The sequence below is a fragment of the Actinomadura montaniterrae genome, assembly GCF_008923365.1.
Lineage (GTDB): Bacteria > Actinomycetota > Actinomycetes > Streptosporangiales > Streptosporangiaceae > Spirillospora > Spirillospora montaniterrae.
In genome coordinates this window covers 1-20,899 of the sequence record NZ_WBMR01000125.1, presented here as the reverse complement: position 1 = coordinate 20,899, position 20,899 = coordinate 1, and the positions used below count along the sequence as shown (strand labels likewise).

Below are 20,899 nucleotides of genomic sequence, written 5' to 3'. Positions count from 1 at the left end.
GGCGGGTCAGGCCGCTCGCGCGCAGCAGCCCGGGGTGAGGACGAGCAGGGCGGCGGCCAGGGCCGCGATCGCGAGCATGGCTCCGCGCAGCCCGACGGCATCGGCCCACAGCCCGACGTAGACCGGGCCGAGGAGGAACCCGAGGTAGGACACGGTCGTGACGACGGAGGTCGCGCGGCCCCGGCGGGACTCCTCGACGTTGCGGGACACGATGCCGAGCAGCGTCGGGAACAGCACCGCCGTCCCGGCGGCGGCCACCGCGAGGCCCGCCCCCGCGACAAGCAGCGTCGGCGCCACCGCGATGAGGGCCGCGCCGGCCGCCGCGGCCGTCGCGCCGCCGAGGAGAACGGCGCGGGCATGAGCCGCCCCGAGTCCGCCGGCGGCGAAGCGGGTGACCGCGACAACGCCGGCGAACACGGCGGGCGCGACGGCGCTGAGCCCGCCGCCCGAATGGAGTTCGTCGTGGGCGAAGACCGCGCTCCAGCTCTGGTGGGCGTTCTCCCCGGCGAATCCGAGCGCGCCCAGCGTCCCGATGAGCACGAACGGGACGATCCGGCCCCGCCCGGTCGGAGCCGCCTCCGGTACGTGCTCGCGCGTTCGACCGGCGTCGTCCAGCGCCTTGAACAAGGCGCCGCCGGCCATCAGAGAGACGACGGCCACGGCCGCGAACGGGACCGCGACCGGCAACGATGCGGCCGACCCGGTGGCGAGGCTCGCGAGGACCACCAGACCTGAGAAGACGCCGTGGGCGCGGGTGATGACGGGACGCCCGGCGATCCGCTCCGCGCGGCCCGCGACCGCGTTCATCGCCACGTCCGCCGCCCCGCTGGTCGCGCCGACGACGGCCAGCCCCGCGCACAGGGCCGCCAGGTTCACCGCGGTCAGGACCATCGCGGCGCCGGCGCAGCCGAGGGCGGCGATGGCCGCGCCCGCGACCCGCGGTCCCCAGCGATCGAGCGCCCGGCCCATCAGCAGCATCGCCGGGAGGGCGCCCGCGCCGACGAACAGCAGCGCGAAGCCGAGCCGTCCGTCGTCGAGGCCGGCCTGCTCCCGCACCCGCGGCACGGAGGCGCCCCACACGCCCCAGAACGCACCGAACGCCGCGAAGGCCACGATCGCCGAAACGATCAGGCGGCGCGGCGACCGAACCGGCATATCCGACATATGTGTAACGATACACAGCTTCGCTAGGGTGGTCGCCATGGAATCGTCCGCGGATTCGAAGCGGGTGACGCTCGCGCAGGTGGCCGAGCTGGCCGGCGTGTCGGTCATGACCGCCTCGTACGCCTACAACCGGCCGGAGCGCGTGTCGGACCGGGCCCGGTCGAAGGTGCTCGACGCCGCCGAGCGGCTGGGGTACGCCGGTCCCGACCCGAGCGCCCGGTCGCTGCGCCGAGGCAGCACACGCACGCTCGGCGTCGTCATGGGCGAGCATCTGAGCTACGCCTTCGAGGACCCGGAGGCGGCGTCCTTCCTGGCGGGCATCGCCGACGTCTGCGCGGACCGCGGGTACGGCATGACGATCCTGCCGATCACGGGCGCCGCCGATGACGGCCGACGCGTGACCGAGGCCGCCGTCGACGGGTTCGTCGTCTGGACCACGTCTGACGATGACCCGGTCCTGTCGGCAGTTCGGGCCGTGAAGCGTCCCGCCGTGGTCCACGGAGGTCCCGAGGTCGCCGGGCTCGGGCTGGTCGGCATCGACAACCGCGCGGCGGCCCGCGCGGTGGGCGCTCTCGCGTTCGCGGGCGCGGAACGTCCGGCCGTGGTGAGCTTTCCGCTCTCCCGGGACCGGATCAGCACGATCACCACGGGCATCGATCCGGCGGACGTCCTGTTCCCGGTGACGCGCGAGCGGCTGGAGGGCTACCGGCTCGCGGCCGAGGACGCCGGCATCGCCTGGCGCGACGTGACGGTCGCCGTGTGCGCGCGCAATGACACGGCCGAGGCCGAACGGCTAACGGCAGCCCTCTTGACCGCCCCCGAGCCGCCCGATGCGATCGCCGCGATGAGCGACCAGCAGGCGGCCGGGGTCGTCCACGCCGTCCGCGCCGCGGGCCGCGCCGTCCCCGGCGACGTGGCGGTGACCGGGTGGGACGACGCTGCCGTGGCGGAACAGCTGGGCCTGACGACCGTCGCGCAGTCGCTCCGCGACCAGGGCGCCGCCTGCGCCCGCGCCGCACTGGGCGAAACCCCCGACGCACACGCCGCCGAGTGGTCCCTCGTCCCCCGCACCAGCACCCGCCCCTGACCGACGCCCTGGCCCGGGACGCAGCGGCACCCGCCAGCCAGACCGCCCCCGCGCTCCGCAGGCGCCTCACGTCCGCCTACGCGCCGTAAAGCCCACGCTTGACGTCACCGAGAAACGCCGCCCACGCCGTCAAGCTGAAAGCCAGCACCGGCCCCGCCGAATCCTTCGAGTCCCGCGCCACAACGCGCTGCGTCACGCTCGCGACCTGCACGCACTCGGTGCCCTGCCCGGAACTATGACTGCTGGTCCGCCACCGCACTGCGGACGTCTCCTGCCCGCTCATAGGTCGTGAGCCCCGCGCTTGACGTCAGCCAGGAACGCCCGCCACTCCCCCGGGCTGAACGTCAACACCGGCCCGGACGGATCCTTCGAGTTGCGCGCCGCGACGCTCTGAGGCAAGCAGGCGACCTCGACACACTGGGTTCCCTGACCCGAACTGTGACTACTGGTCCGCCAACCAGCACCGGCAAAGCTCCGCTCACTCACGCGTCATATACCCCGCGCTTGACGTCGGCGAGGAACGTCTGCCACTCCCCCGGCGTGAACGCCAGCACGGGCCCGGACGGGTCTTTCGAATCCCGCGTCGCGATGGTGCGCCTCGGCTCCACAAGACCCACCTGCACACATTCGGTACCAGAACCACCGCTGTAGCTGCTGGTCCGCCATTGGACGGTGTAAGGAGTCTGCTCAGTCATAGTTCGGAGACTATCTGTTCGATCAGCTCACGGGAATCACTTTCAGGAAGTGCGATTTCGCGGAGAAGGTCGAACGTTCTCCTGTAGTGATCGACGTCTGACGGCTCGTCCACATACCACGTCCGAGTCATGCTGTGAAGGGTCACCACCTCGAGCAGTCCTTCCGGGCCTACTCCCATGATGGTGAATGCACCGTCCAGGCCGGGATGACTCTCAACGGCGAAGGGAAGGACCTGGAGTTCGATATGGGCACGCCCGCCCATCTCCAATAGCTTGATCATCTGGTCGCGCATGACGCGCCGACCGCCCATGCGCTGCCGGAGCGCCGCCTCTCCGAGCACGATGACGATCTTGGGAGGCTGCGGGAGATCGTGAATCTTCTGGCGGTGGAGGCGAAACCTGATGTCGGTCTCGATCTCTTGGGGAGTACGCCGAAGCGCGGTCCCCGAGCCGCCGATCACCACGCTGGCGTAGTCGTCGCACTGCATCAGCCCGTGCACCACTTGTGGCGCGAAGCTGCAGATGTACAACGCGTCGGCTTCCAGGGAGGCGAAGTCGACGACGCCGGGGGCGAGGCGCTCGTCGAAGTCGTGCCACCAGCCGTCCTGGCGGCCCTGGGCGGCGAGGGAGAGGAGCCTGCTGCGCACGAGGGCGTCCGTGACGCCGTAAACGTCCAGAATGTGTTTGAGGTCGCGGGGACGAATGGCGCGATGGCCGTTCTCGTAAGCGCTGAGCGAGGCCTGAGAGCGGTCGAGGAGTCGGCACGCGGCGGTCTGGGTCAGGCCAAGGCTTTCCCGGAACATGCGCAGCGAGTCGCCGATCTTCCGGCGGCGGTAGGTCTGCCGGTCGTATCCCATGACCCGCACGTTGTCACACTGCGTACATGATCACCTCCCTCCGGCGAGAAGTTAGAAATATTCGTTCTTCGCATGTTCACCTTCTCTATGGGCGGCCCTACGAATACCTCTCATCTGCCAGAAGCATGTTGTTGAGTGGGCGGGCCGGCCATGACTCTTGCGGGTGTCGTAGAGAGGGAGGACGCGATGGCATCCGGCAAGGCTCGATATGTGTGGACGGGCACAGGGAACGGCATGGAGCTTCTGGGGGCGCTCACGCTTCCCGGAGTTGACCGTTCCGTCCCTTATGCTCGGCTTTTTCTGCGGGACACGCTGGTTCCCGGGCACATCTCCCCGGGGTCGGGATTGCTCGCGGACATGGCGCTGGTGGTGGACGAGCTGGCGGCGAACGGGATCCGGCACACCGCGTCCGGGAAGGGCGGGAAGATCACGATCGCGCTGTGGGCGGGACGCGGGGTGCTGCGCGCCGAGGTGACCGATGACGGCGCGGACGGCGCGCGGCCCGTCGTGCGGACGGATCCAGGCGGCGAGAGCGGGCGCGGGCTGCACATCGTCGCCGCGCTCGCGAAGGCGTGGGGCCACCGCCCCGACGGCTCCGGCACCACCGTCTGGGCCGACTTCCCGTCATTGGGCGCGAGCAGGCCGTCCAGCTAGCGGACGCGCTGCGCATCCTGCTGCGATTGCTCGGGAGACGTCACGTGAGCGCTACGGGTGGTCGATTCTCGTCTGGAGCCATTCCAGGGCGGCGACGCCTTGGGCGGTCTGGAAGGCGCGGAGGGTGGGCAGGCCCGGCGGGGGCGGTTGGCGGCCCTGCCGGACGAGGAAGCCGGCCCAGGCGATGAGGGCGGTCGTCACCGCGTCGGGATCGGCGTCCCGGGCGAGGGGATGGGCGGCGAAGAGTTCCTCGCAGGGCGGGCCGCCTTGCATGCGCACGCTGGGCAGGAGCAGGAGCAGGTCGAACCAGGGCGCGGCGGTGCAGGCCCAGGGCCAGTCGACGACGACCACCCGGTCCGGTGTGAGGAGGAGGTTGTCGGCTCGCAGGTCGGCGTGGGCGAGGGTGGTGCCGTTCACGGCGGCGGGCCAGCCGGGCTCGCGGGCCGCCAGCCGCGGCAGGTGGCGGGCGGCCCACGGGTCGAGGCCGGTCAGGTCGTCCTCGCCCCGGCGGTGCGCGTCGGCGAGGAGGCGCCATCCGCGGAACTCGTCGGCGAACCGCGACTCGGCCGACGGGGCCTGGGCGGGCGCGGGTGTCAGGATTCGGGACAGGTCGGAAACGGAGGCCAGGACACGGTCCAGTTCCGTGCGGTTCCAGGGCTGGGCCGGGGGCGCGCCGTCGATGTCCTCGAACAGCAGGACCACCCAGCCGTCGCGGTCGAACGACCCGAGGAACGCGGGCGTGGGCGCGTGGGCGGGCAGCGCGGCAGCGATCGACGCCTCGGACCGGTGGATGCCGGGGCTGTCGGGGTTCGGCGTCGGCCCGACGGCCTTGACGAAGGCGCGGCGGCCGTCCGCGAGGCGCAGCCGGGCGGCGACGCCCGGGGAGAACCCGCCGCGCTGGGTGGCGGCCTCGGCGACGCGCCCGCCGAGGGCGTCCTCGACGGCGGCGCGCAGGACGGCGGGGACGGCCGTCCAGGGCAGGCGCTCACCGGCGGCGGGCGGCGGGACGGCGGGCGTGGCGTCGAGGGACGGGACCATTCCCGCATGCTGCCGACGCTGCGGGTTCGAGCGCAACGGATTTCCGTTCTGTCAGCCGGCTGACAAAGGCGCGCCGTGAAGTTGGTCACAGGCTTCATTACGTGCCGCGCAGGCGTGGGCGACAGTTTCCGGCAACCACCCCGAGGCCGGAGGTCGTCCCATGAGCACGCTCAGTCGCCGTTCATTCCTGCAGGTGTCCGCCGGGAGCGGGCTGGCCGTCGCGCTGGGCGGGGCGCTGGGGCGCCCGGCGTCCGCCGCCGAAAGGACGGACTACAAGGCGATCGTGGTCGGCTCCGGGTTCGGCGGGTCGATCAGCGCGTACCGGCTCGGGCAGGCCGGCGTGGACACGCTCGTCCTGGAGCGCGGCCAGGAATGGGCGACGGACCCGCAGAAGGCGGTGTTCGGGTCGCAGCTGAACTACAGCGAGAAGATGTTCTGGTTCCGCAATTACGCGGACTGGCCGATGGTGCTGCCGTTCCCGATGACGCCGTACGCGGGCGTCATGGAGGTGTCGAACGAGAAGAACCTCAACATCGCGTGCGGGGCGGGGCTCGGCGGCGGGTCGCTGGTGTACACGTGCGCGACGGTGGCGCCGCCGCAGAAGTACTTCGAGAAGCTGTTCCCTGCGGACATCACCTATCAGGAGATGACGTCGAAGTGGTACCCGAAGGTGCAGTCGGTGCTGAAGCCGAGCGTGATGCCGGACGACGTCTACGGGTCGGCGCCGTTCACGCATTCGCGGGTGTGGGACCAGCACGTCGCGAAGGCGGGCTACACGTCCGAGAAGCTCATGTCGATGTTCAACTGGGACGTCGTCCGGAAGGAGCTCGCCGGGACGGTGCGGCCGTCCGCCATCGCGGGCGAGACGGATTTCGGGTGCAGTGACGGCGCGAAGAACAGCCTCACGGTGAACTACATCCCGGCGGCGAAGGCCACGGGCAAGGTGCAGTTCCAGACGATGAGCGAGGTGCAGTCGATCGGGATCGGGACGGACGGCAGGTATCGGCTGGCCGTCCGGCATCTCGACACCGCGGGCAAGACGCTCGACACCGTCGAGTACACCTGCGACCTGCTCTTCCTGTGCGCCGGGACGCTCAACACCAACCGGCTGCTGGTCGCGGCACGGGAGACGGGCGCGCTGCCCGACCTCGACGCGTCGGTGGGGACGGGGTTCGGCGACAACGGCGACCAGTACGTGGGGTACAGCTACGCGGGCCCGGCGGGGCCGAGCCAGGGGTCGCCGAGCGCGTCCACGTTCTTCGTGGACGGGGAGTTCGAGCTGCCGATGCGGGTGGAGAGCTGGCAGCTCATCGAGGCGCAGGGGCTGCCGATCGTCCAGACCCTCGTGATGACCGCCGATCTGGAGAACCGCGCGACGTTCGGTTACGACAGGGCGAGCAAGACGGTGAAGCTGTCCGACTTCGCGGGCAAGGCGGACGCGGCGGCGAAGTCGGCGTCGGACTGGGTGAACAAGGTGATGCACGCCAATTCCGACGCCATCCCGATCTCGGTGCGGTGGCCGGCGACGCTGACCGCGCATCCGCTGGGCGGCTGCGTGCTCGGCAGGTCGTCCGACCTGTACGGGCGGATGAAGGGCTATAAGGGCCTGTACGCGCTGGACGGGTCGATGATCCCGGGCAGCGTCGGCGGCGCGAATCCGTCGTTCACGATCGCCGCGCTCGCGGAGCGCGGCATCGCCGACATCATCGCCAAGGCCGGCTGACGCCGCCCGGGGTCCCGGTCAGGCGTTCGGCGGGAGCGCCGTGCCGGCGCCGCGGCGGCGGACGGACACCGTCTCGGCGCGGCGGTGCTCGGGCATGCTGGGCGTCTCGGCGCCCTCCACCTCGAAGCCGAGGTCCTCGATCATCTCCAGGTCCGCCTTGCCGGCCTGGCCCTCGCTGGTCAGGTAGTCGCCGAGGAAGATCGAGTTGACGACGTGCAGGGCGAGCGGCTGCAGGCTGCGCAGGTGGATCTCGCGGCCGCCGGCGAGCCGGACCTCCGCGTCCGGGTGGACGAACCGGACCATCGCGAGGATGCGCAGGCAGCGCTGCGGGGTGAGCGCCCACCGCTCGGCGAGCGGGGTGCCGTCGAACGGAATGAGGAAGTTGACGGGGACCGAGTCCACGTCGAGGTCGCGGAGCGCGAACGCGACGTCGACGAGGTCCTCGTCGGTCTCCCCCATCCCGGCGATCAGGCCGGAGCACGGGGACAGGCCCGCGTCCTTGGACTTCTGGACGGTGTCCTGCCGGTCGCTGAAGTCGTGGGTGGTGCAGATGTCGCCGTACACGCCCTCCGAGGTGTTGAGGTTGTGGTTGTAGGCGTGGGCGCCGGCCTTGGCGAGCCGCTCGCCCTGGCCGTCGCGAAGCAGGCCGAGGCAGGCGCAGATCTCCACGTCGCCGCGCTCCTTGATGGCGGCGATGGTGTCGGCGACGCGCTCGACGTCGCGGTCGGACGGGCCGCGGCCGCTGGCGACCAGGCAGACGCGCTTGGCACCCGCCGCCATCCCCGCGGCGGCGGCGTCGGCGGCCTCCTCGGGCTTCAGCCAGGTGTACTTGAGGACGTCGGCCTGGGAGCCGAGCCGCTGCGAGCAGTACGAGCAGTCCTCGGGGCACAGCCCGGACTTGAGGTTGACCAGGTAGTTCAGCTTGACCCGGCGGCCGAACCAGTGCCGGCGGACGCGGCCGGCGGCGGCCACCACGTCGAGGATGTCGTCGTCGGACGTCGCCAGCACCGCCAGCGCCTCGTCCCGCGTCGGCGGCTCGCGCCGCAGTCCCTTGCCGGCCAGGGTCTCGAGAAGGCTCATGACAGACGATCCTTGCAGAAGGCCCCCGCGGTGTTGATGAGCAGGTCCGACAAACCGGACCGATCAGGCTTTGTACCGCAGGACCGAGCAGAGCGCGTCGAGCGCCGCGGGGTAGCCGGACTGGAGCGGGGTGCTGTAGCCGACGACGAGGCCGGGCGGGCGCCCGTCCGGCCGCTGCCAGAACTCGCCGAGCGGCTGCAGCGCGAGGCCGCGCGCCGCCGCCCGCGCCATGATCTCGTCCTCGCCGGGGCCGTCGTCCGGGAGCAGGGCGAGGGCGTGCAGCCCGGCCGCGACGCCCAGCACCCGGACGTGCGGCGCCCGCCGCCGCAGCGCCTCGACCAGCGCGTCCCGGCGGCGCCGGTACCGCAGCCGGGCGGCGCGCACGTGCCGGTCGTAGGCGTGCCCGGTGATCAGGTCGGCGAGGACGAGCTGCCCGAGCGAGGGGGTGTGCGCGTCGGCGAGGCGCTTGGCCTCCGCGACGGGCTCTACCAGCGGGGCGGGCAGCACCAGCCAAGCCAGCCGCAGCGCCGGGGCGAGGGTCTTGGACGCGGTGCCCGCGTAGACGACGTGGCCGGGCGCCGTGCCCTGGAGGGAGCCGACGGGCTGGCGGTCGTAGCGGAACTCGCCGTCATAGTCGTCCTCGACGACGAGCCCGCCGGTCTCGCGCGCCCATGCGGCCGCGGCGCGGCGGCGTTCCGGGGCGAGCGTGGCGCCGGACGGGTACTGGTGCGCCGGGGTGAGCACCAATGCGCCGGCGTCCATGGGCAGGTCGGTGCGGGCTCCGAGGTCGTCCACCGGCAGCGGGACGACCCGGAGCCCGGCCCGGGCGACGATCATGCGGTGGTACGGGTGGCCGGGCTCCTCCATCGCGACCGCGGACGTCCCGGCCTCACCGAGGACCCGCGCGAGCAGGCCGAGGCCCTGCGCGTACCCGGAGGTGATCACGATCCGGCCGGGGTCGGCGTCCACGCCCCGGACGCGCCGCAGGTAGCCGGCGAGGGCGGCGCGCAGCTCGGGCCGCCCGCGCGGGTCGCTGAGCGCGTGCACCTCCGGGCCCGCCGTGGTCAGCACCCGGCGCGTCGAGCGCAGCCAGGCCGACGCGGGGAACGTGCCGAGGTCGGGACGCCCGGGCCGCAGGTCGTGCGCGACCGTCCCGGCGGTCGCCCACGAGCCCGCCCAGACAGGCCCGCCGGACGGGGCCTGCGCGGGCGGCTCGGGCGCGAGCTTCCCAGGGCCGATCTTCCCAAGCACGGCTTTCCCGGACGCGGTCGGCTCGGGCGCGGCGGAGTGAACCTCGGCGGGGCGGATCTCGGCGGGGTGGATCTCGGCGACGCGGGTCGCGGCGCCCTGGCGGGCCGTCAGGTAGCCCTCGGCGATCAGCTGGTCGTAGGCGGCCGTCACCGTGCCGCGCGACACCCCGAGCTGGGCGGCGAGGGCGCGCGTCGACGGGACGACCGCACCCGGCACGAGGCGCCCCGTCCGGACCGCGTCGCGGAGGGCGCGCTCGAGGGCGTCCCGCCGCCCGCCGGACGGGTCGAGCTCCAGATGCAGGTCGACGCCCGAACTGGTCCAGTCTTTCGCCATGGAACTGGATCTTAAGGTTGGTCCGGTCGCGCCCTAGATTCGCGGCATGCTCACTTTCGCGCAGCTCAGCGACACCCATCTCGACGGCGGGGAGCGCGCCAACGAACGCGCCCGCCGCGTCATGCGCCACCTGGACGGCCTGCCGCTCGACGCCGTCCTCGTCACCGGGGACATCGCCGACCACGGCGCGCCCGCCGAGTACGAGGAGGCCCGCGAGGTCCTCCGGTCGCCGCACCCCGTGCTGACCTGCCCCGGCAACCACGACAAGCGGGAGCCGTTCCGGAAGGCGCTGCTCGGCGAGGAGCCGTCGAGCGCTCCGGTCGACCGGGTACACGAGGTCGGGGGCACGGTCTTCGCCATGTGCGACTCGTCCGTCCCCGGGGAGGACCACGGGTTCCTCGCCGACGCGACCCTCGACTGGCTGGACGGCGTGCTCGGCGAACGTCCCGAAGCCCCCGCGTTCGTCTGCTTCCACCACCCGCCGGTGACGCTCGGCGTCCCGTACGTCGACGGGATCCGGCTGTTCGGGGAGGACCGGCTCGCCGCCGTGCTCGACCGGCACCCGCAGGTGGTGGCCGTGCTGTGCGGGCACGCGCACACGGCCGCGGCCACCACGTTCGCCGGACGCCCGCTGCTGGTGGCGCCGGGGGTCGTCTCCACGATCCGGCTCCCCGGGCAGGACGGCCCGGTCGCCGACTACGAGGCGCCACCCGGCGTCGCGTTCCACACGCTGGACGACGAGCGGCGCCTCACGACCCACTACCGGGCGGTCACCGGTGGGTCGTCCACGTCCGCGTGATCTCCTCGGCGGCGTCGCGGACCAGCGCCCGGTACCGGTCGACGGCCTCCGGGGTGAAGCGGTGCCGGGGGCCGCAGACGCTGATCGAGCCGTGCACCTCGCCGTCCGGGCCGAACAGCGGCGCGGCGACCGAGCCGGCGTCGGCCTGCCGCTCCCCCAGCGAGACGCCGACGCCGTCGCGGGCCGTCTCGGCGAGCTGGGCGCGCAGCGCCGCCACGTCGGTGACGGTCCCCGGCGTCAGCGCGGCCAGCGGGCGCGCCAGCAGCGCCTCGCGGCGCTCCTCGGGCAGGAAGGCGAGGATCACCTTGCCCGAGGAGCCCGCGTGCAGCGGGAACCGGCGGCCGACCTCGACGGTCATCTTGACCTCGTGCGGGCTCTCGAACTGGTCGAGGTAGACCCGCTCGTCGGCGACGAGCCCGGACAGCGTCGTCGTCTCGCCGGTCTCGTCGCGCAGCCGGCGCAGCACCGGCGCGGCGGCGTTGCGGACGTTGAACCGGCGCAGCGCGCTGACGCCGAGCGCGACGGCGGCGGGCCCGAGCCGGTACCCGCCGGGGTCGGCCTCCAGCATCTCCCGCGACACCAGCGACTGCAGGATGCGGTGCACGACGGCCTTGGAGATGCCGAGCTCCCGGCTGATCGCGCTGACGCCGAGGTACTGCGGCCCTCCGGCGAACAGCAGCAGCACGTCGGCGACGCGGCCGGCCACCTCGGTGCCGGACGACTGCCGTTCCGCGGTCTGGTTGGTCACCCGATGATCCTAGGGAGCCGTCAGCGGCCGCGCCGCAGGTACTTGCCGACCGGGTCGCCGAGCACCTTGCCGTCGGAGTACACGTGGTTGCCGCGCACGAAGGTGTCGGTGACCTTCGCGGTCATCGGGAAGCCCTCGAACGGGGTGTACTCCTGCGCGGACTCGGAGTCGGCGGCGCGGACCGTCCAGGACACGTCCGGGTCGACCAGCGCGATGTCGGCGTCGTAGCCCTCCGCGATGGTGCCCTTGGTGAGCAGGCCGTAGCGGCAGGCCGGGTTCCACGAGGTCAGCTGCGCGACGCGCTGCAGCGGCAGGCCGCGCTTGACGCCCTCGCCGACCAGGCCGGGCAGCAGGTACTCGGCGCCGCCGAACCCGGACTTGGCCAGGAAGATGTCGTCGCGGTCGGCGCCGAACTTCATCTCGTCGCGGCAGCAGGCGTGGTCGCTGACGACCCAGTCGACCTCGCCGGCGAGGACGTACCGCCAGAGCGCCTCGACGTCCTCGCGGTCGCGCAGCGGCGGGTTGACCTTGCCGCCCAGGCCGTGCGCGGTGTCGACGTCGGCGAGCAGGTGCCCGATGGTGACCTCGCGACGGAAGTCGATGTGCGGGAACGCCGACGCCATGGTCAGCGCCGCCGACAGCGCCTTCTCCGACGACAGGTGCAGCAGGTTGATGTTCGGCAGACCGGTCTCGTGCGCGAGGTAGGAGGCGATCGTGACCGCCAGGCCCTCCGAGTGCGGCGGGCGCGACGCGCTGTAGGCGCGCAGGCCGGTGAGCTTGCCCTCCTTCTCGACCATCTTGGTGTACGCCGTCATGATCTCGGCGGTCTCGCAGTGCAGCGACAGCGAGATGTGGTCGGCGTAGTCCGACAGCTGCTCGCGGGCCTTCTGGATGCCGCGCATGACGAACTCGAAGTGCGCGATGTCGTACCGCTCGTCCGGCGGCGTCATCAGGAACTCGCTCTGGCTGGTCGAGCGGCCGTGCAGCCCGTGGCTGCCGTAGAACATGAAGATCTTGAACGAGGTGACGCCGTGCTCCTCGACGAGGTAGGGGATCTCCTCGATGTGCTCGGCCATCATCGGCGCCAAGTGGAACGCGTAGTCGACGTAGGCGTTGCCGTTCGCCGCGCTCAGCACCTCGGGGAAGAACTCGCGGTACGGGCCGCCCTTGTTCAGGTAGTACTGCCCGGTGCGCATGTAGGTCAGCGACGTCGTGACGCCGCCCTGCGCGCTGGCGCGGCTCTCCGAACGGGTGTCGGTCGCAAGCTCGTTATAGATGCCCCAGTGCTGGTGCGCGTCCACCACGCCGGGGAACGCCAGCTTGCCGCCGCCGTCCACCACCCTCGCGGCGTCGTCATCGGGCAGGTCGGGCGCAAGGCGGACGATGGTGCCGTCGTTCACGGCGATGTCGAGGCGCTCGGGCTCGGCACCCTCGGGGGCGTCGGGACGGACCACCCGCACGTTCTTCAGCAGCAGCTCGGTCGTGGCCAATTCATCTCTCCTCAGTGTCGTGGGGTGGTCAGTTGCGGCGGCGGGCGACGTCGCCGGCCGCGAGGTAGGCGAGCCCGAAGGCGGGCAGCAGGCCGTTGCCGGGCAGGTAGCCGTCGGCGCCGTGGCCGGAGATCCCGGCCGCCGCGCCGCCCGCCGCGTACAGGCCGGGGATGGGGCGGTCGTCGTGGCCGACGACGGCGGCGTCCTCGTTGACGATCAGCCCGCCCTGGGTGTGGAACAGCGCCGGGACGACCCGGACCGCCGCGTACGGCGACGCGAGCGGGCGCTCCCAGTTCGTGCGGCCGTGCTCGTCGGCCCGCTCGCCGCGCGCGACGGCCGCGGCGGTGTCCAGCTCGGCGGCGAGGGCCCCGGCGGGCAGGCCGGTGGCCTTGGCGAGGCCGTCGGCGTCGTCGGCCCAGACCAGCACGCCCGACTCGACGGTGTCGCGGAAGTCCTTGAACGGCTCGCACTGATGGAAGATCGTCTCGTCCAGGACGATCCAGCCGGTCGCGCCGGGACGGGCGGCCAGCTCCGCGGCGTACTCGGAGTAGCCGCGGGTCTCGTTGCCGAACCGGCGGCCCTCCAGGTCCACCATGATCGCGCCGTGGATGATCGTCGCCCAGCCGACGAGAGTGCCCGCGCCCGCCGCGACGGCGCCGTGCCCCTGGTAGGCGTCCAGGTAGCCGGTGGCGGCGCCGAGGCCGCCGCCGATCCGCAGCGCGTCGCCGAGCGACTGGTCGCTGCCCTGGTAGAGGGCGTCCGCGATCTCCGGAAGGTGGCGGCGGACGAGGTCCTGATCGGCGCCGAACCCGTTGGTGGCGAGCAGCACGGCCCTGGTCGGGATCTCCTCCTCCGTCCCGTCCGGGTACTGGACGACGGCCGCGCGGACGGCCCCGTCCCCGTCCACCCTCACATTGGTGAGCTTCGCGGGGACGAGCAGGTCGATGTTCGGGTGCGCGCGGGCGCGGCGGGCCAGATGGTCGATCACGCTGGAGCCGTGCCGTCCGGGGACGGAATGGCAACGGGTGACCGAGTGGCCTGGGTAGTTGAAGTCGGTGACCAGGTCGAGCGGCAGCTCCACCGAGTCGGCGAGCCACTCGACCAGCGGCGCGCTGACCTCCGCGAGCGTGCGGGCGAGCCGGGCGTCGGCCTTGCCCTTGGTCTTGGCCATGATGTCGTCGACGAACCGGTCGGGCGAGTCGTCCACGCCCTGCTCGGCCTGCCAGCGCGAGCCCGCGCCGGGGAACATCGCCGTGGACATCGAGGTGTTGTTGCCGCGCCGGAAATGCTCGCTGGACTCCACGACGACCACGCTCAGGCCCAGCTCGGCGGCGCGCAGCGCCCCGGCGAGGCCGCCGCCGGCGCCCGCCACGACGAGATCGATATCGGTCAAGACGCCCTCCCGGCGACCAGGACCCGCAGCGCGAGGGCGGTCGGGTCGACGACCTCCGCCGCGAACCGGCCCTCCTCCACGTCCACGGCGGAGCAGCCGTTGATCACGGCGGCGGCGCCCTGCGCGGCGAGCGCGCCGACCGCCGCGCCGAGCGCGGCGTTCCACGTCTCGCCCTCGGCGACGGCGTCGAACGGCAGTTCCAGCACCGCGATCCCGGCGACGTAGGCGTCCAGCCCGTAGGCCTTGAGGCGGCGGCCCAGCTCCGCGCCGATCGCCTCGTTCCGCACCACGGCCCCGAAACGGACATTCTTCGCAGCAAGCGCCATGCTACTCAGCTTCAGCAGTCCGAGAACCGGAACGCCCAGGTCAGACGGCCCGTCCGGGACGGCCGGGTCCAGCACGCAGTCGGGGAAGACGACGTCCCAGCCCTCGCCTGCCGCGGCCAGAGCGGCGGCGACCTCGCGCTCGGAGACCCGGATCGACTCCTCGTCATCCAGCGTTCCCGGGGCGCCGGCGCCGACGTCGTGCAGCTCGATCGTCAGGCCGGGCGGGGCGAGCCGGTCGTAGCGGGCCTGCCGCCGCGTGATCTCCTCCGGCGGCAGGTGGATCGGCGTCACGGACAGTGCGCGCATCAACTCGGCTCCTTCTCGGCGGTGTCGTCGGCCAGCCCGCGCAGCGCGCCGCCGGCGCGGCGCAGTGCGGGCAGGTCGCGGGCGACCGCGGCGGCGCGGTCGACCAGGGCGGCGCGGCCCGGCAGCCACGCCTTCAGCATCCGGATCACGTCCGGCTCGGTGAGCTGGTCGGGGTCGGCGTCGCCCACCGGGATGGGCTGCTGCCGTGTGTGCTGCGTGCCGTCGTCCAGCTCGATCGTCACGCGGGCGGCGCGCTCGGCGGGCAGCCGTGCGGTCAGGTCGTCGGCCGCGACGAGGCGGACGCGGCGGGCGAGGTCCCGCAGCGCCGGGTCGCCGCGCCGGGCGGCGTCGGAGGCGCGCGGCCCGACCTCGCCGTCCAGCAGCGCGGTCGCGACGGCGAACGGGGTGGAGAACATCGCCGACAGCCGGTTGTCCCATTCGGGCGACCCGAGCCCGGCGCCGAGCGCGTGCGTCTCGACGAGGATCCGGCTGATCCGGGACGGGTCGAGGCCCGCGCGCAGCGGCAGCACCGCGTCGGCGGCCGGGTGGGTGAACGAGCAGGACGCGTGCCGCTTGAAGTAGCCGCGGGTGATGTCCCACCGGTCGCCGAGCCCGTCCGTCAGCTCGGCGGCGTCGAACCCGCCGAGCAGGTCGCCGAGCGAGCCGCCCGCCGTGCCGGTGTTGCGAGCGAGCCCCGCGGCGGCCATCCGCACCGCGACCAGGCCGGACATGTTGGACGCGCCCATCCACGCGTCCCGGACCGGGTTCCCGTCCGTCGCGGACGAGAAGTGGCCCGCGATCGGCAGCCCGGCGCCGCTGTCGATCGCGGCGGCGGTCGCCTCGGGGCCGAGGCCCAGCAGCCGCGCGCATCCGGCGGCGGCGCCCGCGACTCCCCAGCTCCCGTGCGGGTGCGCGCCCGGCCGCAGCGAGGTCGCGCGCCCGAACCGCGACGCGACCTCGTACGCGGCCAGCAGCGCGGCGGCCGTGTCCGGGCCCGTCGCGTCGAGCTCGGCCGCCAGCGCCAGCACGGCGGGGAACCCGTGCGCCGCCGGATGCCCCTTGGCGTACTTGTTGCCCTCGTCCAGCTCCAGCGAGACCAACGCCATCGCGTTCAGCCAGGCGGCGGCGTCGACGGTGACGGTCCGGCCCGCACCGATCAGCGGGGCGGGGCCGTCCGGAGCGTTCCACGCCGTCCGCAGCGCCGCCTGCTCGTCCAGCGCCGCGCCGAGCGCGGTCACCCCGAAGACGTCCAGCAGGACGAGCGACAGCCGGTCGAGCACGGGGCGCGGCACGTCCGCGGCGTCCAGGCCGGCGGCCCACTCCCCCAGCCGCTCCGCGGCCTGCTTCGCTTCCTCGTTCACAGTCCCAGGTAGGCCTTCCTGACCTCGGCGGATCCGGCCAGCTCGGCGCCCGTCCCGTGCAGCACCGTCGAGCCGCTCTCCAGCACGTAGGCGCGGTCGGCGATGCCGAGCGCCTGCTTGGCGTTCTGCTCGACGAGCAGCACCGACACCCCGGTGTCGCGGATCGCCTTGACCGCGTCGAGCACGGCCCAGGTGAGCTTGGGCGACAGGCCGGTGGACGGCTCGTCCAGCATCAGCAGCTTCGGGCGGGCCATCAGCGCGCGGCCGATCGCGAGCATCTGCTGCTGCCCACCGGAGAACGTCTGCGCGACCGTGGAGCGGCGCTCGGCGAGCACCGGGAACAGCGCGAACACCTCGCGCATGTCCTTGTCGACCTCGGCCGCGGGCCGCGTCCAGGCGCCCATCCGCAGGTTCTCCTCGACGGTGAGCGTGCCGAACAGCGCCCGGTCCTCCGGGACGTGGACGAGCCCGTCGCGGACGAGCTGGTCGGGGCGGCGGCCCGCGGTGGACGCGCCGCCGAACGTGATCGTCCCGGACGTCGCGCGCAGCTGCCCGCAGACGGCCCGCAGCGTGGTCGTCTTGCCCGCGCCGTTCGCGCCGACCAGCGCGACGATCTCGCCCGCGCCGACCTCCAGGTCGATCTCGTGCAGGATCTGCATCCGGCCATAGCCGGCGCAGAGCTTGTCAATCCTCAGCATCGCCGGGCTCCTCTCCGAGGTAGGCCTCGATCACGCGCGGGTCGGAGGTGACCTGCTCGGCGGAGCCGGTGGCCAGCACCCGCCCCTGGTCCAGCACGAGCACCCGGTCCGACAGCCGCATGACGGCGGCCATGATGTGCTCGATGAACAGCAGCGTCGTGCCGTCCTCCTCGCGCAGCGCGGCGAGCAGGTCGAGGACGGGTTCGCGCTCGGCGGGGACGAGGCCGGCGAGCACCTCGTCCAGCAGCAGCACCTTCGGCCGCATCGCGAGGGCGCGGGCCAGTTCGAGGCGCTTGAGCCCGGCGGTCGGCAGCTCGGTCGCGGGACGGTGCGCCCACGGCCCGAGGCCGACGCGCTCCACCACGTCCATCGCCTCACCGCGCAGCCTGCGCAGCGGCTGCCGGCGGTGCTGCGCGGCCAGGCCGACGTTCTCCAGGACGCTCATGCTCCCGAACGGGCGCATGAGCTGGAACGTGCGGACCATGCCGGCGCGGGCGATCCGGTGCGGGGCGGCGCCGGTGACGTCCTTGCGGCCGAACACGACCCGGCCGGTGTCGGGCGCGATCGCGCCGCTGATCACGTTGAACAGGGTGGTCTTCCCGGCGCCGTTCGGGCCGATGATGCCGAGGATCTCCCCCGGCTCCACCTCGAACCCGACCTCCGACAGGGCGCGCAGCCCCCGGAAGTCCTTGCCGACGCCGTCGACGTCCAGCAGCTTCACCGCCGCCACCTCGCTTGGATCGTGCCGACGATGCCCTTCGGCAGCACCCGGACGATGAGGATCAGCAGGACCGCGTAGAGCGCGACGTCGAGGCCGCTGCGGCCCTGCAGGAAGTTCAGGAAGTCCGGCGGCGTGCGCAGCAGCGTCGCCGTCAGGTCCGACAGCGACCCGAGGATGATCGCGCCGACGACCGGGCCCCAGATCGTGCCGATGCCGCCGATCACCACGGTGGCGATCGCCTGGATCGACACCGACGAGCCGAACGCCAGGTCCGGGTTCACGAACAGGTAGTACTGCGTGTAGAAGGCGCCGGCGACCGCGGTGATCGCCGCCGACAGCGCGACCGTCGTGAGCTTGTAGCGCATCACGGGGGTGCCGAGCGCGGCGGCCGCGACCTCGTCGTCGCGGATGGCGGTGACGTAGCGTCCCGTCCGCGAGTGCAGGAACAGGATGCTGACCAGCGCGGCGATCCCGGCGAGCGCGAGCGCGACCCAGAAGTAGGCGGGCGAGTCCGCGGCGAACTGGATCTTCCAGAGCGAGGAGCCCTGGATCAGCGGGACGCTGAACCCGACGGCCTTGTTGGTGAAGTCGGTCGTCGTCGCGATCAGCCGGAGCATCTCGGCGAACGCGAACGTCGCGAGGGCGAAGTAGGCGCCGCGCAGCTTGTAGCGGAACGCGAAGTACCCGATGACCACGGCGACGACGGCGGCGACCGCCATCCCCGCCAGCATCCCGATCCACGGCGACACGTTGTGCTTCACCAGCAGGTATGCGCTGGTGTAGGCGCCGAGCCCGAAGAACGCCGCGTGCCCGAAGCTGAACATCCCGCCGAACCCGCTCATCACGTTCCAGCCGATGGCCATCAGCAGGAAGATCAGGATGCGGACCGCGACCGCGCCCATCGCGGGCGGCAGCACCAGCGGCAGCGGGATCGCGACGACCAGCAGCACCGCGAGGACGATCAGCTGCCGGTTCTGCGGGCGCAGCGGCGGCGCCTTGACGGAACCGACCGCACCGCCCGTCTCCCGCCCGCCGGCGATGGTCAGGCCGCTCATGACTTCCTCCCGAAGAGGCCCTCGGGCCGCAGGAACAGCACGACCAGGAACACGACGAACACCCCGAGCAGCGAGCTCTGCCCGCCCATGTAGATGGTGGTGAGCTGCTCGACCAGCCCGATCAGCAGGCCGCCGACCAGCGCGCCCGCGACGTTGCCCATGCCGCCGAGCACCACCACCACGAACGCGGTGATGTTGAACTGGTCGCCGAGCGTCGGCGTCACGGTGACCAGCGGCGCGGCCAGCACGGCGGCGGCGCCGGCGCAGGCCGTCCCGATCGCGAACGTGAGCGTGTGGACGCGGCGGACGTTCACGCCGACCAGCTCCGCGCCCTGCCCGTTCGCCGCGACCGCGCGGATCGCGGTGCCGAACCGGGTGCGGCGCAGCAGGTAGAACAGCACCGCGCCGATCAGGATCGCGCCGACGAACGCGTAGAGCCGGCCGCCGGTCACCACCGCGCCGAACAGCGAGAACTGGAAGTCGCCGGGCAGCGCGACGGTCTTCGGCTCGGCGCCGAAGAACATCAGCAGCCCGTTCTCCAGCAGCAGCGACAGCCCGAGGGTGATCAGCAGCTGGTTCTCCAGCGTCGCGCCGCCGGAGCCGCTGAGCAGGCCGCGGTGCACGACCGCGCCGATCAGGAACAGCGCGGGCACCGCGATGACGAGCGTGAGGTAGGGGTGCAGGCCCGTGCCCTGCACCACCCCGAAGGCGATGAACATCGCGACGGCCAGCAGGGCGCCGTGCGCGAAGTTGACGATGTCCAGCACGCCGAAGATCAGCGTGAGGCCCATCGCGACGAGCCCGTAGAGGCCGCCGGTCAGCAGGCCGGTCACCACCGACTGCCAGACGACCAGGCCGCTGCCGGACCGGAGCAGCGCGACCACGATGGCGATCGCGACCAGGCCGCCGGTCAGGGCGGCGCGCTTGAGGAGGGGGCCGCTCAGCGCGGCCGCGCGGAAGTTCGCAGTTGTGTCGCTCATGGCCGCCACGTCACCGAGTAGTTGGGCTGGGATTCGGCCTTGTCCTGGGGATAGACCTGCTTGATCTTCCCGTTCTGCACCTGCATCAGGACGGGCAGCGCGTTCTTGTTGTCGCCGTTCGGCGCGAAGGCGATCGGCCCGGTGCCGACGGTCAGCGGCTGCACCTGCGACGCCGCGATCGCGGCGCGGACCTTCTGCGGGTCGGTGCTCGCCGCCCGCTCCACGCCCTGCGCGATCACCTGGACGGCGTCGTAGGCGAGGACGGCGCCGGTCCGCATCGGCGCGCCGTACCGCTTCTGGTACTCCGCGCGCAGCTTCACCGTCGCCGGGTTCTTCGCGTCGTAGTGGTAGTTGGTGCTGAAGTAGCGCTCGCCGAGCGCGCCGACGTCGCTGACGAACTTCGGCTGGTCGAACGCGCCGTCCGACACGCCCCACACCGCGTTCAGGTTCGGCTTCACCGCGTTGATCGCCTTGGCGGCGAGGAGCCCGTCGCGGTAGTAGCCGGCGACGGCGAGCACGTCCGCGCCGGACGCCTTGACCTGGGTGATCTGCGCGGTGAGGTCGGACGCGGTGACCGCGTCGTAGCTGATGTTCGGGCCCATCTGGATGCCGAGCCTCTTCGCCGCCTTGGCGAACGCCTCGGCGGCGCCGGTGCCGAAGTCGGTCTGCTCGTGCAGGAACGCCACCTTCTTGACGGGCCTGCCCGCCTTCTCGGAGACCTCCTTGAGGTAGCGGGCCGCCGCGCCCGCGATCGCCGCGCTGCCCGGCTGCACCCGGAACGAGTACTTGTAGCCGTGCGAGAAGATCGCGTCCGACGCGGTCACGTCCATGACGAACGGGACGCGGTTGCGCTCGGCGACCACGGACACGTTCGTGCTGACCGCGCTCTGGTAGGTGCCGACGAGGCCGACCGCGCCCTCGGAGATGAGGCGCTGGGCCTCGCTCTGGCCGACCTCCGCCTTGCCCTGGGTGTCGCCGGTTTCCAGCTTCACCTTGCGGCCGCCGAGGGACGTGATGCCGCCGGCGGCGTTGATGGCGTCGACGGCCATCTGCGCGCCGCGCCGCATCTGCTGGCCGTCGACCGCGTTCGCGCCGCTGACCGGGTGCAGGGCGCCGATCCTCACCGGGCCGATGTCGCGG

22 protein-coding genes are annotated in these 20,899 nt (G+C 72.7%); 4 read left to right on the top strand and 18 right to left on the bottom strand.

Annotated elements, in window-relative coordinates; genetic code table 11:
* Positions 1–6: 6 nt before the first annotated feature.
* Positions 7–1,164, bottom strand: coding sequence for an MFS transporter (locus tag F9B16_RS32280; protein ID WP_192809093.1), 1,158 nt, complete (start codon positions 1,162–1,164; stop codon positions 7–9).
* A gap of 37 nt (positions 1,165–1,201) precedes the next feature.
* Here F9B16_RS32280 and F9B16_RS32275 point away from each other — a divergent pair, with 37 nt between their 5' ends.
* A complete protein-coding gene (locus F9B16_RS32275) occupies positions 1,202–2,251 on the top strand; it encodes a LacI family DNA-binding transcriptional regulator (protein ID WP_151544007.1) in 1,050 nt (349 codons plus the stop codon).
* Between the two features lie 76 nt (positions 2,252–2,327).
* Here F9B16_RS32275 and F9B16_RS32270 read toward each other — a convergent pair whose 3' ends face one another.
* The 4 genes from F9B16_RS32270 to F9B16_RS32255 are packed head-to-tail and all read right to left on the bottom strand — an operon-like array spanning position 2,328 to position 3,803.
* Complete coding sequence (locus F9B16_RS32270) at positions 2,328–2,534, bottom strand: DUF397 domain-containing protein (RefSeq protein ID WP_151544006.1); 207 nt, start codon at positions 2,532–2,534, stop codon at positions 2,328–2,330.
* Complete coding sequence (locus F9B16_RS32265; RefSeq protein WP_151544005.1) at positions 2,531–2,737, bottom strand: DUF397 domain-containing protein; 207 nt, start codon at positions 2,735–2,737, stop codon at positions 2,531–2,533. Before F9B16_RS32265 ends, F9B16_RS32270 begins: the two co-directional genes overlap by 4 nt.
* On the bottom strand, positions 2,734–2,946 hold the full coding sequence (locus F9B16_RS32260) for a DUF397 domain-containing protein (RefSeq protein WP_151544004.1): 213 nt from the start codon (positions 2,944–2,946) through the stop codon (positions 2,734–2,736). Before F9B16_RS32260 ends, F9B16_RS32265 begins: the two co-directional genes overlap by 4 nt.
* Positions 2,943–3,803, bottom strand: coding sequence for a helix-turn-helix domain-containing protein (locus tag F9B16_RS32255; protein ID WP_151544003.1), 861 nt, complete (start codon positions 3,801–3,803; stop codon positions 2,943–2,945). The genes F9B16_RS32260 and F9B16_RS32255 overlap by 4 nt, the downstream gene beginning before the upstream one ends.
* A gap of 150 nt (positions 3,804–3,953) precedes the next feature.
* Here F9B16_RS32255 and F9B16_RS51360 point away from each other — a divergent pair, with 150 nt between their 5' ends.
* Complete coding sequence (locus F9B16_RS51360; RefSeq protein ID WP_151544002.1) at positions 3,954–4,457, top strand: ATP-binding protein; 504 nt, start codon at positions 3,954–3,956, stop codon at positions 4,455–4,457.
* A gap of 51 nt (positions 4,458–4,508) precedes the next feature.
* Here F9B16_RS51360 and F9B16_RS32245 read toward each other — a convergent pair whose 3' ends face one another.
* Positions 4,509–5,495, bottom strand: a complete 987-nt coding sequence (locus F9B16_RS32245) for an aminoglycoside phosphotransferase family protein (RefSeq protein ID WP_151544001.1) — start codon at positions 5,493–5,495, stop codon at positions 4,509–4,511.
* Between the two features lie 160 nt (positions 5,496–5,655).
* On the opposite strand from F9B16_RS32245, the gene F9B16_RS32240 reads away from it, so the two are divergent.
* On the top strand, positions 5,656–7,218 hold the full coding sequence (locus tag F9B16_RS32240; RefSeq protein ID WP_151544000.1) for a GMC oxidoreductase: 1,563 nt from the start codon (positions 5,656–5,658) through the stop codon (positions 7,216–7,218).
* Between the two features lie 18 nt (positions 7,219–7,236).
* Here the strand turns inward: F9B16_RS32240 and bioB are convergent, their stop codons facing one another.
* Together bioB and pdxR are read right to left on the bottom strand one after the other, a co-directional pair.
* Entirely contained in the window at positions 7,237–8,298 is a 1,062-nt protein-coding gene (bioB, locus tag F9B16_RS32235) for a biotin synthase BioB (protein ID WP_151543999.1), read from the bottom strand.
* Positions 8,299–8,361: 63 nt separating this feature from the next.
* Entirely contained in the window at positions 8,362–9,882 is a 1,521-nt protein-coding gene (pdxR, locus tag F9B16_RS32230) for a MocR-like pyridoxine biosynthesis transcription factor PdxR (protein ID WP_151543998.1), read from the bottom strand.
* A 46-nt stretch (positions 9,883–9,928) separates the two neighbouring features.
* Between pdxR and F9B16_RS32225 the strand changes: the two genes are divergently transcribed.
* Complete coding sequence (locus tag F9B16_RS32225; protein WP_151543997.1) at positions 9,929–10,681, top strand: metallophosphoesterase; 753 nt, start codon at positions 9,929–9,931, stop codon at positions 10,679–10,681.
* Here F9B16_RS32225 and F9B16_RS32220 read toward each other — a convergent pair.
* The 10 genes from F9B16_RS32220 to F9B16_RS32175 all read right to left on the bottom strand — a co-directional run.
* A complete protein-coding gene (locus tag F9B16_RS32220) occupies positions 10,653–11,429 on the bottom strand; it encodes an IclR family transcriptional regulator (RefSeq protein ID WP_151543996.1) in 777 nt (258 codons plus the stop codon). The two genes, F9B16_RS32225 and F9B16_RS32220, sit on opposite strands and share 29 nt — an antisense overlap.
* A gap of 20 nt (positions 11,430–11,449) precedes the next feature.
* A complete protein-coding gene (locus F9B16_RS32215) occupies positions 11,450–12,919 on the bottom strand; it encodes a dihydroorotase (RefSeq protein ID WP_151543995.1) in 1,470 nt (489 codons plus the stop codon).
* 28 nt (positions 12,920–12,947) lie between these two features.
* Positions 12,948–14,312: an FAD-dependent oxidoreductase gene (locus F9B16_RS32210; RefSeq protein ID WP_225992133.1), complete on the bottom strand. Its 1,365-nt coding sequence runs from the start codon at positions 14,310–14,312 to the stop codon at positions 12,948–12,950.
* Positions 14,309–14,944, bottom strand: a complete 636-nt coding sequence (locus F9B16_RS32205) for an aspartate/glutamate racemase family protein (RefSeq protein ID WP_151543994.1) — start codon at positions 14,942–14,944, stop codon at positions 14,309–14,311. The genes F9B16_RS32210 and F9B16_RS32205 overlap by 4 nt, the downstream gene beginning before the upstream one ends.
* On the bottom strand, positions 14,944–16,305 hold the full coding sequence (locus F9B16_RS32200; protein ID WP_225992132.1) for an MmgE/PrpD family protein: 1,362 nt from the start codon (positions 16,303–16,305) through the stop codon (positions 14,944–14,946). The genes F9B16_RS32205 and F9B16_RS32200 overlap by 1 nt, the downstream gene beginning before the upstream one ends.
* Positions 16,302–17,003 carry an ABC transporter ATP-binding protein gene (locus F9B16_RS32195; RefSeq protein ID WP_151543993.1) on the bottom strand — a complete coding sequence of 234 codons (702 nt, stop codon included), beginning with the start codon at positions 17,001–17,003 and terminating at the stop codon, positions 16,302–16,304. Before F9B16_RS32195 ends, F9B16_RS32200 begins: the two co-directional genes overlap by 4 nt.
* Entirely contained in the window at positions 16,990–17,724 is a 735-nt protein-coding gene (locus tag F9B16_RS32190) for an ABC transporter ATP-binding protein (RefSeq protein ID WP_225992131.1), read from the bottom strand. Before F9B16_RS32190 ends, F9B16_RS32195 begins: the two co-directional genes overlap by 14 nt.
* A complete protein-coding gene (locus tag F9B16_RS32185; RefSeq protein WP_151543991.1) occupies positions 17,721–18,779 on the bottom strand; it encodes a branched-chain amino acid ABC transporter permease in 1,059 nt (352 codons plus the stop codon). The genes F9B16_RS32190 and F9B16_RS32185 overlap by 4 nt, the downstream gene beginning before the upstream one ends.
* Positions 18,776–19,759, bottom strand: coding sequence for a branched-chain amino acid ABC transporter permease (locus F9B16_RS32180; RefSeq protein ID WP_151543990.1), 984 nt, complete (start codon positions 19,757–19,759; stop codon positions 18,776–18,778). The genes F9B16_RS32185 and F9B16_RS32180 overlap by 4 nt, the downstream gene beginning before the upstream one ends.
* Positions 19,756–20,899 (bottom strand): ABC transporter substrate-binding protein (locus tag F9B16_RS32175; protein WP_151543989.1); only part of this gene is annotated, 1,144 nt, incomplete at its 5' end. The genes F9B16_RS32175 and F9B16_RS32180, both read right to left, overlap by 4 nt.